Origin of the sequence: Desulfurivibrio alkaliphilus AHT 2 (assembly GCF_000092205.1) — a bacterium.
GTDB classification, from domain to species: Bacteria; Desulfobacterota; Desulfobulbia; order Desulfobulbales; family Desulfurivibrionaceae; genus Desulfurivibrio; species Desulfurivibrio alkaliphilus.
The window spans coordinates 1,755,962-1,768,166 of record NC_014216.1 but is presented as its reverse complement, the minus strand read 5'-3'; the positions used below and the strand labels follow the sequence as shown (position 1 = coordinate 1,768,166).

General features: G+C 63.7%; 11 protein-coding genes. 6 read left to right on the top strand and 5 right to left on the bottom strand.

Features of this window, described 5'->3' with window-relative positions; translation table 11 throughout:
- Window positions 1-56: 56 nt before the first annotated feature.
- From DAAHT2_RS07715 to DAAHT2_RS13895, 5 genes are all read left to right on the top strand, one after another.
- Window positions 57-1,976 (top strand): hybrid sensor histidine kinase/response regulator, encoded by a 1,920-nt coding sequence (locus DAAHT2_RS07715; protein ID WP_013163730.1) that lies wholly within the window; start codon window positions 57-59, stop codon window positions 1,974-1,976.
- Between the two features lie 5 nt (window positions 1,977-1,981).
- A complete protein-coding gene (locus tag DAAHT2_RS07710) occupies window positions 1,982-3,088 on the top strand; it encodes an MlaE family ABC transporter permease (protein ID WP_013163729.1) in 1,107 nt (368 codons plus the stop codon).
- On the top strand, window positions 3,088-3,852 hold the full coding sequence (locus DAAHT2_RS07705; RefSeq protein ID WP_013163728.1) for an ABC transporter ATP-binding protein: 765 nt from the start codon (window positions 3,088-3,090) through the stop codon (window positions 3,850-3,852). Before DAAHT2_RS07710 ends, DAAHT2_RS07705 begins: the two co-directional genes overlap by 1 nt.
- A gap of 90 nt (window positions 3,853-3,942) precedes the next feature.
- On the top strand, window positions 3,943-4,893 hold the full coding sequence (locus DAAHT2_RS07700) for an MlaD family protein (protein WP_013163727.1): 951 nt from the start codon (window positions 3,943-3,945) through the stop codon (window positions 4,891-4,893).
- 41 nt (window positions 4,894-4,934) lie between these two features.
- Window positions 4,935-5,621 (top strand): ABC-type transport auxiliary lipoprotein family protein, encoded by a 687-nt coding sequence (locus tag DAAHT2_RS13895; protein ID WP_013163726.1) that lies wholly within the window; start codon window positions 4,935-4,937, stop codon window positions 5,619-5,621.
- Window positions 5,622-5,645: 24 nt separating this feature from the next.
- Here DAAHT2_RS13895 and DAAHT2_RS13890 read toward each other — a convergent pair whose 3' ends face one another.
- Entirely contained in the window at window positions 5,646-7,118 is a 1,473-nt protein-coding gene (locus DAAHT2_RS13890; RefSeq protein WP_013163725.1) for an exodeoxyribonuclease III, read from the bottom strand.
- 230 nt (window positions 7,119-7,348) lie between these two features.
- Here DAAHT2_RS13890 and DAAHT2_RS07680 point away from each other — a divergent pair, with 230 nt between their 5' ends.
- Complete coding sequence (locus DAAHT2_RS07680) at window positions 7,349-7,807, top strand: response regulator (RefSeq protein ID WP_013163724.1); 459 nt, start codon at window positions 7,349-7,351, stop codon at window positions 7,805-7,807.
- Between the two features lie 109 nt (window positions 7,808-7,916).
- Here the strand turns inward: DAAHT2_RS07680 and DAAHT2_RS07675 are convergent, their stop codons facing one another.
- Genes DAAHT2_RS07675 through DAAHT2_RS07660 form a run of 4 tightly spaced genes read right to left on the bottom strand, consistent with a single transcriptional unit; the run spans window position 7,917 to window position 12,087 of the window.
- Window positions 7,917-8,603 (bottom strand): lysophospholipid acyltransferase family protein, encoded by a 687-nt coding sequence (locus DAAHT2_RS07675; RefSeq protein ID WP_013163723.1) that lies wholly within the window; start codon window positions 8,601-8,603, stop codon window positions 7,917-7,919.
- A 22-nt stretch (window positions 8,604-8,625) separates the two neighbouring features.
- The gene (uvrB, locus tag DAAHT2_RS07670; protein ID WP_013163722.1) at window positions 8,626-10,638 is read right to left on the bottom strand and encodes an excinuclease ABC subunit UvrB; all 2,013 of its coding nucleotides are present in this window, start codon (window positions 10,636-10,638) and stop codon (window positions 8,626-8,628) included.
- On the bottom strand, window positions 10,635-11,660 hold the full coding sequence (gene thiL, locus DAAHT2_RS07665; protein WP_013163721.1) for a thiamine-phosphate kinase: 1,026 nt from the start codon (window positions 11,658-11,660) through the stop codon (window positions 10,635-10,637). Before thiL ends, uvrB begins: the two co-directional genes overlap by 4 nt.
- A gap of 25 nt (window positions 11,661-11,685) precedes the next feature.
- Window positions 11,686-12,087: a hypothetical protein gene (locus tag DAAHT2_RS07660; RefSeq protein WP_013163720.1), complete on the bottom strand. Its 402-nt coding sequence runs from the start codon at window positions 12,085-12,087 to the stop codon at window positions 11,686-11,688.
- Between the last annotated feature and the right edge of the window lie 118 nt (window positions 12,088-12,205).

Sequence of the window (12,205 nt, the reverse complement as noted above, 5' to 3'; positions counted from 1 at the left end):
AATAAGCTATGTGAGCGGTTACCCGGTACCGCGATCTAAGGCCAAAGGCGGACGCGATGAGCGATGCAAATAAGTGCCATATTCTGCTGGTGGAAGACGAGCCGGGTGATGCCGCGCTGATCAAGCACTTGCTGGCCGAAGCAGCCCCCAAGCGCTATAATCTGGAGGTGGCCGACAGTCTGGCGGCGACCAAAGCTTACCTGACCCGGTTGATGCCGGAGCTGATCCTGCTGGACTTGACCCTGCCCGACTCCAGCGGCCTGGAGACGGTGCGGGCCGTGCACGCCCTGATGCCCACTGTCCCCATCGTGGTGCTCACCGGTCATGCCGATGACGAATTCGCCCTGAGTACCCTGGAGGCCGGGGCCCAGGATTACCTGGTCAAAGGCCGGGTCAGCGGCGACGATCTGTTGCGGGCCATCCGCCACGCACGGGTCCGGGCCCAACTGGAAGCCCGGCTGGTGGCCTCCCAGCAGCGCCTGCAGGCCCTGCTGGCGGCGGTGCCGGATATCATCGTCCAGGTTGACTCCAACCAGGAATACACCTGGGCTAATTCCGCCGGTTTTGACTTTTTTGGCGAAGACCTGCTGGGGCGCGCGGCGGCCGACTTCTGGGTCGGGGAAGAGTCCGCCGCCGAGACGATCTATCCTCAGCCGGGCGGCGATGAGGTGATCTACCGAGAGAACCTGCAGCGGCGCCGTGACGGCAAGGCCCGGCTGCTGGCCTGGTGGTCCCGGGTGCTCAAAGATGACCAGGGCCGGGTGACCGGCTCCCTCTCTTCCGCCCGCGATATCACCGAACAGCGCAAGCTGGAAGAGCAACTGCGCCAGGCCCAGAAAATGGAGTCGGTGGGCACCCTGGCCGGGGGTATTGCCCATGATTTCAACAATCTCCTCACCGCCATCATCGGCTACTGCCAGATCAGCCAGCTCAGCCCCAGCGCCGATGAGGCCCTGCGGGGCAACCTGGAGCAGATCATGGCGGCGTCCAAACGGGGGGCCCACCTGACCCAGGGTTTGCTCCTGTTCAGCCGCAAGCAGAGCAGCGAGCGTAAGCCGGTGGATCTCAATGAGGTCGTGGTGCAAGTGGAGAGGTTCCTGCAGCGCATGATCGGCGAGGATATCGAGTTGCGGGTGGAGTGCTGCCGGGATGCCCTGCCGGTGCTGGCCGATGCCCATCAACTGGAACAGGTGCTGCTGAACCTGGCCACCAACGCTCGGGATGCCATGCCCACCGGAGGCATTTTCAGCCTGGCCACCAGCCTGATCGAACTGGATGCCGACTTTGTTGCCGAACATGGTTACGGTAAGCCGGGGGTTTATGCCCGGCTGAGTGTCTCCGACAGCGGTCAGGGGATGAGCCCCGAGACCAGTCGCCGGGTTTTCGAGCCCTTTTTTACCACCAAGGAGGTGGGGCAGGGGACCGGTTTGGGCCTGGCGGTGGCCTACGGTATCGTGCAGCAGCATGAGGGGTATATTCAGATGTACAGTGAGCCCGACAAAGGCACCACCTTCCGGATTTATCTGCCCTTGCTGGTGGGTGGTGGCCGGCAGAGCCGGGGGGCAACCGGCGCCCGGACGCCCGAGCTTGTCCTCAAGGGGGCCGGAGAGACCATTTTGGTGGCCGAAGATGATGCCGCTATCCGGCAAATGACCCGCTCGGTGCTCGAAAAGTTTAACTACCGGGTGATCGAGGCGGTGGATGGTGAAGATGCGGTGGCCAAATTCCAGCAGCACCGCGACGAGATCGATTTGCTGCTCTTTGACCTGATCATGCCCCGGCTAAACGGTAAGGAGGCCTACGACGCCATTGCTGCCCAGGCCCCCGGGGTGCGCTGCCTTTTTGCCAGCGGTTATGCCCCCGATTTGCTGCGGCGGAAGGTTTCCCTGGACCGGCAGACCCCCCTGCTCTGCAAGCCCATGTCCATCAACGACCTGCTGACCAAGGTCCGGCAGGTGCTGGACCGGAATGGTTGACCCCCATGGCCCGTCCCCGCCTGCAAATCGATGCCCGTGACGGCCGACAACTGGCGGGTAGCTGGACCCTGGGGGAACTGGCCCGTCATCTGGCGGCAATCCGGCCGCAATTGCAAGCGACACCGGCCGGTGCATCATGGTCCCTGCGCGAGGTGGAGCGACTGGACAGCTTCGGCGCCATGTTGCTCTGGCAGCACTGGGGGCGAAGCTGGCCCAAAAACCTGGAGATTAATGATGAACTGCGGGGGGTGATTGCGGCGGTGGCGGCCCACAGCGGCAGGCCCCTGCCCCGGCCGCACCGCTTTACCCTGCTGGAGGCCCTGGTTTTGCTGGGGTCGATGCTGTTCACCTTCCTTGGCCATGCCCGCGACCTGGTTACCCTGCTGGGGCAGTTGCTGCTGGATCTGCTTTTCCTTGTGCGCCATCCCCGCCAGTGGCCTTTGCGTGAGCTTTCCGCCAACATGTATAAGGTTGGGGTTAAGGCCATGCCGGTGGCGGCGCTGGTGGGCTTTCTCATCGGGGTGGTACTCTCCTACCTGTCGGCCATGCAGTTGGAGGCCTTTGGGGTGGAGGTCTATCTGATCGACATCCTCGGCCTGGGGATTATACGTGAGCTGGGGCCGGTGCTGGTGGCGATCCTGGTGGCCGGTCGTTCCGGCTCGGCCATGACCGCCCAACTTGGCGTCATGCGAGTTACCGAAGAGATCGACGCCTTGGCGGCCATGGGGATTTCCCGCACCATTCGCCTGGTGTTGCCCAAGGTGCTGGCCCTTACCCTGGTAATGCCGTTGCTGGTGCTGTGGACCTCGGCGGTGGCCCTGCTGGGGGGCATGTTGTCGGCCAATATGCAACTGGGAATCAGTTTTGCCTTTTTCATGGAAAAACTGCCGCAGGTGGTACCCATTGCCAACCTCTACATCGGGCTTGGCAAAGGCGCCGTGTTCGGGCTGCTGATCGCGCTGGTGGCCTGCCATTTCGGGCTGCGTATCCGGCCCAACACCGAGAGCCTGGCGGCCCACACCACGGCTTCGGTGGTTACCGCCATCACCACGGTGATTTTGGTTGATGCGGTGTTTGCGGTGATGCTGCGCAACGTCGGGGTTCCCCTGTAATGAAGGGCACAGCGGCGAGCAAAGTGGTGGAGTTGCGGGGAGTGGTTTGCCGTTTCGGAGCCAACCTGGTACTGGACGGGGTGGACCTGGAAATCCGGGCCGATGAGATTGTGGCGCTGGTGGGAGGTTCGGGCAGCGGCAAAACCACCCTGCTGCGCCATATCATCGGCCTGAACCGGCCGGCGGCCGGGGAGGTTTTCCTGTTCGGCGAGCCGCTGTGGGCCGGGGACTACCTGGCCCGCCAGGCCCGGCGGCGGCGGTTCGGGGTGCTTTTTCAGCATGGGGCCTTGTTTTCCGCCCTCAGTGTGGGGGATAATATTGCTTTCCCCTTGCGTGAACTGGGGGTGGTGCGGGAAGAGGAGGTCCGGGATCTGGTGGCTTACAAGCTGGCCATGGTGGAGTTGGAACCGGAACATGCCCTGTTGATGCCGGCGGAGCTGTCCGGAGGGATGGTGAAAAGGGTGGCGCTGGCCCGGGCCCTGGCCCTGGAGCCGGAACTGCTGCTGCTGGATGAGCCCACCTCCGGTCTGGATCCCGATCGTAGCGTGGCCTTTGTCCGGCTGATCAGGAGGTTGCAGCGGCAGCTGGGGATCACTGTGGTGCTGGTTACCCATGATGTAGCCACCTTGAGTTCCCTGGCCGGCAGGGTGGCGGTGCTGGCCGACCGGCGGATTATCAGCGCCCTCTCGCTGGAGGAAACCAGGCAGTTGCAGCACCCCTTTGTTGAGCGTTTTTTTGGCCTGCCGACGACAACGGCCTTGTGACGGACCGAAGATGCGGTGCTGCTGAACGATTACGAAGATACGGTGCTGCAGCACGATTACCAACCTCAAAGTGACTGAAAGAGTAGCGTGATGGAAAACCGCAGTTATGCCCTGGCGGCGGGAATTTTCGTTTTGGTGCTGGGCACGGCGATGGTGCTGGCCATCTGGTGGTTTGCCGGTGAGCGTGAGCTGGCGGGCGAATACATTCTGGTCACCGAGGGCAATATCGGCAACCTCAACGTGGGCGCCGATGTAAGGTTCAGGGGGATCGCGGCGGGCAAGGTTACCGATATCCGGCTCGATGCGGAGGATCCCCGCCAAATTCTGGTGACGATCAGGATTGACGATCAACTCCCGGTCACCCGGGGGACCGTGGCGGTTCTGGACACCCAGGGAGTTACCGGGGTGGCCTACGTCCAGCTTGAGGATGATGGTTCCGACCCCCGGCCGCTGGTGGCCGAGCCGGGGTACCCGCCCCGTTTGCCGTTGAAACCCAGCATGCTTACCAGGATCGCCGAGGCGGCCCTGGAGGCCATGCAGGGGCTTGAGCTGATGTCCAATAATCTGGCGAAATTTCTCAGTGCCGAGAACCAGGTGCGGTTTGATGAGATGGTGGTGCAACTGACCTCCGCCGGTGAGAGTATCGACCAGGGCCTCGAGGGTTTACCGGCCACCCTGGAGGCGATGCAGGAGCTGCTCGGGCCGGACAACCAGCAACGGCTGGCGGCGGTGCTGGAAAATTTGGAGCAACTGGGGGGCGAGGCGCTGCCGGCGGTGGATGATCTGCGGACCCTGCTGGTCTCCCTGGACGGGATGAGCGCCCGGCTGGAGACGGCGGCGTCCGAACTTGGCCGCGAACTGGGGCAAGCCGGGCAGCGTTTGCAGGCCGAAACCCTACCTAAAATCGACCGGATGCTGGAGGATATCGGTGCCGGCTCGCGGCGTTTGAACTATCTGCTTGAAGAGCTTGAGCTTAACCCGGAGCTTCTGCTGCGGGGTTGGGCGGAACCGGAGCCGGGCCCGGGTGAGAGCGCCCGCTGAACGGTTACCGGGGCAATATAAGAAAGCTCAGGGAGGAATCGATGCGTGTCTGGTTGTCGCTGCTGGTGGTTCTGCTGTGGATAAGCGGCTGCGGTCTGGTGGCGGAGCCGCCGCCGGCCCCGGCCTATTACGAGTTGCGCTTGCCCTTGCCCCAGGATGAGCCTCTTGCCAACACGGTGCGGGTCGGCCAGGCCGGTCCCCGGGTGGAGGTACTGGTTCCTTCCTGGCTGCGGAGCCGGACCATGCAGTATCGCCTGGCCTACCGGGACGATGGTGAGTTGCGGCGGCGCGAGTACCGGGAGAGTCGCTGGGTGGCGGAGCCGGGGGAAATGATCGCCCGCAGCCTGGAACGTTACTTTGCCAACGGTCGACTTACCGCCGAGGGCGACCGGCCGGAGGGCGCCGAATGGCCCGAACCGCAAGCCCTGGCCGCCGGCCTGGAACTCTGCCGGCTGCGGTTGACCCTGGATGAATTTGTACAAATCTTTCAGACCGCCTCCGACAGCCATACCCTGCTGGAAGTGAGGGCCGAACTGATAAGCCCCGCCGGCACGGCGGCAAGCCGGCGGAAGTTTGCCTTCCGGCAGCAGGCGCCCAGCCCCGACGCTTTTGGCGGGGTGGTCGCCCATCGCCGGGGTCTGCAGCAGTTGGCCGAGGCGTTGCAGGGCTGGCTTGAGGGTGAAGAGGTACGGGAGGCCCTGGCAAAAGCGGCCGACGATCGCCTTTAGTTGGCGCTTCGCCGCAACAATTGTTTACCCCAGGGTCAAGGTTACCGGGCAGTGGTCCGAGCCCATGATCTCCGGGCGGATGCCGGCCTCCCGCACCCGCCGGCGACCGGCGCTGTCGATGCAGAAATAATCGATTCTCCAGCCCACGTTGCGCTGCCTGGCCCCGCCGCGATAACTCCACCAGGTATAGTTACCTCCCTCCTGGTTGAACAGGCGAAAGGTGTCGGTGAAGCCGTTGGCCAGGAAGCCGTCCAGCCAGGCCCTTTCCGCCGGGGAAAAGCCGGGGCTCTGCTGGTTCTCCTGGGGCCGGGCCAGGTCGATTTCCCGGTGGGCGACATTTAAGTCCCCGCAGACCACGACGTTTTTTTGGGTCGCCAGGTTCTCGCAAAACTGCTGAAAATGGCGACAGAAATCCAGCTTGAAGGGCAGGCGGGCCAACTCCGGCTGGGCGTTGGGCAGATAGGCGTTGACCAGAAAAAAGTCGGCAAATTCCATGGTAAGCACCCGGCCTTCCTGCTCGTACTTCTCTTCCTGTCCCATCCCGTAAAGCACCTTGAGCGGCTCCAGCCGGCTGTAGATCGCTACTCCGGAATATCCTTTGCGTTTGGCCGGCAGCCAGAAGGCCTGGTAGCCCGGCAACGCCCGTGCCTCGGCGGGAAGTTGGTCCGGATGGGCCTTGATCTCCTGAATGGCCAGCAGGTCGGCGTCAAGTTCTCCGGCCAGCTCGGCGAATCCTTTTTTGGCAATGGCCCGCAGCCCATTGACGTTCCAGGAGGCCAGCCGCAAGGAGGTTCCGCCGGGGGCGGCGGACATGGGGGGGCGCGGGGCCGGGGGCTTGCGGGGGCGGACCCCCAGCCGGGGGCAGAGCTGGGCCAGCGGGCAGCGATCGCAGTGTGGTCCCACCGGGCGGCAGATTTCCTGGCCGAAGGCCACCAGCAAAGAGTTGATACGGCGCCAGTAAGGTTGCGGCAGCTTGGCCCGCAACGCCTTTTCCGTGGCCTCGGGGGTGGTGGTGTTGACGTAACCCCAGATGTTCATGATCCGGTGGACATGGGTGTCAACACAGATCGCCGGCCGTTCAAAGGCCACCGCCACCACCAGGTTGGCGGTCTTGCGCCCCACCCCCGGCAGCTGGACCAGTTCCTCCACGGTGGCGGGAATTTTACCCCGGAATTTAGCCGTCAGCGCCGCCGGCAGGCGGGCCAGATAACCGGCCTTGGCACGAAAAAACCCCACCGGTCGGATTAGTTTGGCCAGCTCTTCCTCGCTGAGCCGGGCCAGGGTGTCGAGGTCCGGGGCCCGGGCGAAAAGCCGGGCTGCCGCCCCGGCGGTGGTTTCATCCCGGGTGCGAGCCGAAAGAATGGTTGCCACCAGCACCTTGTATGGGTCCTGGCTCTGTACGGCGATCAAATCGACCACCGGCACCCGGTAGTTGGGAACCTCCTGCTCCAGGCGATCGACCGCCTGCTCAATATCGATGATTTCAGCCTTGCTCATCTTCTCGTGTGCTCTCCTCGTGTGCTCTGCTTGGTTGGCTCCATGTCGGTAGATAATAATAAATTAATGCCTTCCGGTATGGTAAAAACGGGGTTGTGGGAAAACTGCTTATAAGATATTGTCAATCCTGCCTGATGAACATTCAATGTCGCCGCCGGTGGGCAACGCCGCCGGCGCTGTTGCGTTGAACCTCCGAACCCAAGCGGCGAGCAGTTGAGGTTGAAGACCCCATGAGACATTTTGCCGGTGCAAAATATTTTGATGTCCTGCTGGTGGAGGATGAGCCGGCGGATGCGCACCTGGTTCAACTCGGGCTGGAAGAAAACGAGGCGCCCTGCCGGTTGCATCATGTTAAAGATGGTTTGGTGGCCCTGGATTTCCTCCGTCGCCAGGGTGAGAGTTTTGCCTCCGCCCCCCGCCCCCACCTGATCCTGCTGGACCTTAACATGCCGCGGATGAACGGCCGCGAACTGCTGGCCGAACTCAAGGCCGACCCCGGCCTGGCGGCAATCCCGGTGGTGATTCTCACCACCTCGGACAGCCCACAAGATGTCGAGGCCAGCTTCCAGGCCGGCGCCGCCGGCTATATCGTCAAACCTGCCGGGATGGAAGAGTTTAATGCCGCCCTGAAAGGGTTGGAGCGGTACTGGTTCGAGCTGGTGCGCCTGCCGGGCATGGAACATGGGTAAAGGAGTAAGCGGTCACGGGGTGCCCCAGATTGCGGCAAGCAGACCGGCGCCGCGTACCTCAGTACGCAAGCCGGGCTGATCGCCGCAAGGTGGGGTGCCCCGTGATCGCTTACCCGCAGGCGGCCATGGCCTCAAGGTAGAGAGCGTTAAGGCGAACTTCCAATTCGTGGCGGTATTTTTCCGTTTCTTCACTCTTGATGTTGGCCGGGACCTCCAGGGGCGGGCCGTAGTGATAGCTGATCCGGGCGCCGGGCTTGGGGATCATGGTGCGGTCCCAGGAGCGCAGTCGCCAGCAACGGTCGGCGGCCCAGGCCGAAGGCAGAATCGGGGCGCCGGTGCGTGAGGCCAGCAGCACCGCCCCGGCCTGGGCGATGCGGGCCGGACCCTGGGAGCCGTCGGCGATGATGCCGGCGTTGGCCCCCTGTTTTACCTGGCTGATCATGCTCTTCAGGGCCGCCACCCCACCCCGGTTGCGGGAGCCGCGCACCAGTTCAGCGTTCATCAGCCGCAAAGCGCCGCTGAGCAGTTCGGCGTCATCGCTGGCGGAGACCATCAGCACCCAGCGGGCCTTGGGGTCCAGGGCCAACTGCTGGCGCTTGACCTGGTAAAGATGAAAAAACACCGCATAATGCCAGCAGGCGGAAATAAAAGGCTGCCGCGCCAGGCAATGTTGCAAATGTTCCAGGCCCTGGGTCCGCACTCGGCAGGAGGCAAACAGGCCCCGGCTGACCAGGTGATAAAGAGGCGGTGCCAGGCGGCGGAACAGGGCGTGCAAATGGGGGTTTTTGATGGCCATGGTGTTTTTTGGGTAACTCCGTCTACCAGTTAAGTTCTTGCTCTTTCAGGACCTTGATGCGATCCCGCAATTCGGCGGCATCCTCGAAGGCCAATTCCCTGGCCGCTTCCTGCATGGCCTTTTCCAATTGCCGGATCTCCTTGCGCAACTCATCTCGGCTGCGGAACACCGGCTGCTCCTCGGCGACAGCCTGTTCCGGCACCTCCACGGTGGCGTAATCCTGTTCATAGATGCTGGCCATGATGTCCTTGATCCGCGAGCGGATGGTGGCGGGGGTGATGCCGTGCTCCCGGTTGTACTCCGCCTGGATGGCCCGCCGCCGATTGGTTTCGGCGATGGTGCGGGCCATGGCCTCGCTGAGCTGGTCGCCGTAGAGGATTACCAGGCCATCGGCGTTGCGGGCGGCCCGACCGCAGGTCTGGATCAGGGAGCGTTCGCTGCGCAGGAACCCCTCCTTGTCGGCGTCCAGCACCGCCACCAGAGAGACCTCCGGCAGGTCCAGCCCCTCCCGCAGCAGGTTGATCCCCACCAGCACGTCATACTCGCGGCGGCGTAGATCGCGGAGCAGTTCCATCCGCTCCAGGGTCTTGATGTCGGCATGGAGATAGCGGACCCGGACCCCGAGATTGGCGTAGTATTCGCACAGATCCTCGGCCATCCGCTTGGTCAGCGTGGTCACCAGGACCGCCTCGTTCCGCTCGGCCCGGTGGCGGATTTCCGCCAACAGGTCGTCCACCTGGCCGGAGGCCGGGCGTACCTCGATGGCCGGGTCCATCAACCCGGTGGGGCGGATGATCTGCTCCACCACCCGTCCCTGGGCCATCTCCAACTCATAGTCGCCGGGGGTGGCGGAGACGTAGATGGCCTGGTTGGTCCGGGCGGCGAATTCGTCGAACATCAGCGGGCGGTTGTCCAGGGCGGAAGGGAGGCGAAAGCCGTACTCCACCAGGGTTTCCTTGCGGGAGCGATCTCCCCGGTACATTCCCCGCACCTGGGGGATGCTGACGTGGGATTCATCCACCAGCAGCAGGTAGTCATCGGGGAAATAGTCCAGCAGGGTGGGGGGGGGCGCGCCGGGCGGGCGGCCGGTGAAATGGCGGCTGTAGTTTTCAATGCCGTGGCAGTAGCCCAACTCGGCCAGCATTTCCAGGTCGAAGTTGGTGCGCTGTTCCAGGCGCTGGGCCTCCAGCAGGCGGCCGGCACTTTCCAACTCCCGCAGGCGCTCCTTCAGCTCGGCCTTAATGGTCTTAACGGCCTGCTGCTGGCGCTCCCGGGAGGTGACAAAGTGGCTGCCGGGAAAGACCGTGGCTTCGTCCTGTTCGGCATGGACCACCCCGCGCAGGGGGTCCACCACCCGGATAGCCTCGATGGTGTCGCCGAACAGCTCCACCCGCAGGGCCTGTTCTTCTTCATGCACCGGGAAGATCTCGATCACATCGCCCCGGACCCGGAAGGTGCCGCGATGAAAGGAGTAGTCGTTGCGTTCGTAAAGCATATGCACCAGGCGGCGCTGGATTTCCACCGGCGGGTAATCCTCGCCGACCTTGAGGGCCAGGTGCATGTTCAGGTATTCCTCCGGCGAGCCCAGGCCGTAAATACAGGAGACCGAGGCCACGATGATCACGTCCCGGCGGGTGAGCAGGGCCCGGGTGGCGCCGTGGCGCATCTTGTCGATGGTGTCGTTGATGGCCGAGTCTTTCTCGATATAGGTATCGCTCTGGGGAATATAGGCCTCCGGCTGGTAATAGTCGTAATAGCTGACAAAATACTCCACCGCGTTATGGGGGAAAAGCTCTTTGAACTCGGAGTAGAGCTGGGCCGCCAGGGTCTTGTTGGGGGCCAGAATCAGCGCCGGGCGCCCGGTTTCGGCGATCACCTGGGCCATGGTAAAGGTCTTGCCCGAGCCGGTAACCCCCAGCAGCACCTGGTGGGTCGCTCCCTGGTTGACCCCCCGGCTTAAAAGCTCGATGGCTCTCGGTTGGTCGCCGGCGGGGGTAAATTCGGTGATCAGGGCAAAAGGATTGGCTTCGGTCATGGGGCAGTTCGAAAATGATCATAACCGCCATAGCCGATTTCCCGGCTTTGGCCGTCGGCGGTTCGCAAAAGCACCCCCGGGCCGCCGGGCGGTGGGGCGGTGAGGCGGCCGATGCGGGTCAGGGTGGTGTCGGCAAGGTCGCGGCCCAGCTCGGCAATGGCTCCATCCCGGGCGGGATCGGCGGTAAACAGCAGGCGGTAGTCCTCGCCGCCGCACAGGGCCCAGTTGAGGGGGTCGGCCTGGCAGACGGCGGCGGCCCGGTGCAGCAGGTCGGGAACCGGCAGCAACTCCGCCTCCACTTCGGCCCCGACCCCGCTGGCCGCACAGATATGAGCCAGGTCGGTGGCCAGGCCGTCGGAAAGATCCATCATGGCGTGTACCACTCCCGCCGCCGCCAGCCGCCGTCCCAGTTCCACCTGGGCCGGCGGGTCAAGGTGGGCTTGAACCGCCTCCTGCCATTGGGGGTCGGCGGCCAGATCCCGGCGGCACAGCTCCAAACCGCCGGCTGCCAGTCCCAGGGGCCCGCCCACCCAGATCGAGTCGCCGGCCTGCCCGCCGGAACGCAGGCAGGCCCGGGAGGCCGGGCTCTCCCCGATAATGGTCACCGTTAATAGCAGCCGTTCTGGGCTTTTTACCGTATCGCCGCCGATCAGCACGGCTCCGTAAGCGGCCACCGCTTCGGCCAGGCCGTCCAGCATCATCTCCAGCCAGGCGGGGTTTTCCGCCTCGCCCAGGCCCAGCGAAAGCAGGGCATAACGGGGTGTGCCGCCCATGGCGGCGATGTCGCTCATGTTAACCGCCACCGCCTTGCGCCCCAGCAGGCGAGGAGGGTGCCAGCGGCGGTCGAAATGCACCCCCTCCACCAGGGTGTCGGTGGTGACCAGGGAGTCCGTGGCGGGGGTCGGCTGCCAGATGGCGCAATCATCCCCGATACCCTGCCGCAGGCCGGAGGGCGAAGCTGCCGGGGCGAAGGCGGCGGCGCGGCGCGCGATGGCGGTGATCAGGTCACGTTCGGTGGCCATGGTGGCGGTTCCCGTTAGGAGGCGGTTACTTGATGACTTTCAGGTGAGATTTGCGCCGGCGGGAACTCTTGCCGGGCTTGGCAGCGGTGGCGGCAGGTTCAGTGGCGGCCGGGGTGCCATCTTCGGGGCGCCAGGAGATGGCCTTGATGTATCGCTTTTCACCGCCCATGGTGAAGATCTCCTGGCCGGTGAACTGTTCCTCCCGCAGTGTCCAGATTACCTGCCGGGGGGGGATGGTCAGCAGCTGAAAGGTGACATGCCACCACTCATCCCGCCGGCTGTCGTCCCGGGCGATGTCGGTGACCACCGCGTAAAACAGCTGGTCGGCGATGATCAGCACGATATCGCTTTCCTGGGTGGTATCTTTGAAAGGCATGATCTTTTTCAGATCCTGGATGATTTTTTCGATATCGAATTCCTGACTCATGGCCACCTCGCTTGGTAATCTTGTAACCGCCCAGCAGCACCGCACTTGAAACCAAGCGATAAGTTAACACAGTATCTTAATCGCTGGCAACGTTGCCGTACTTTTTCTCCCGGGCAAC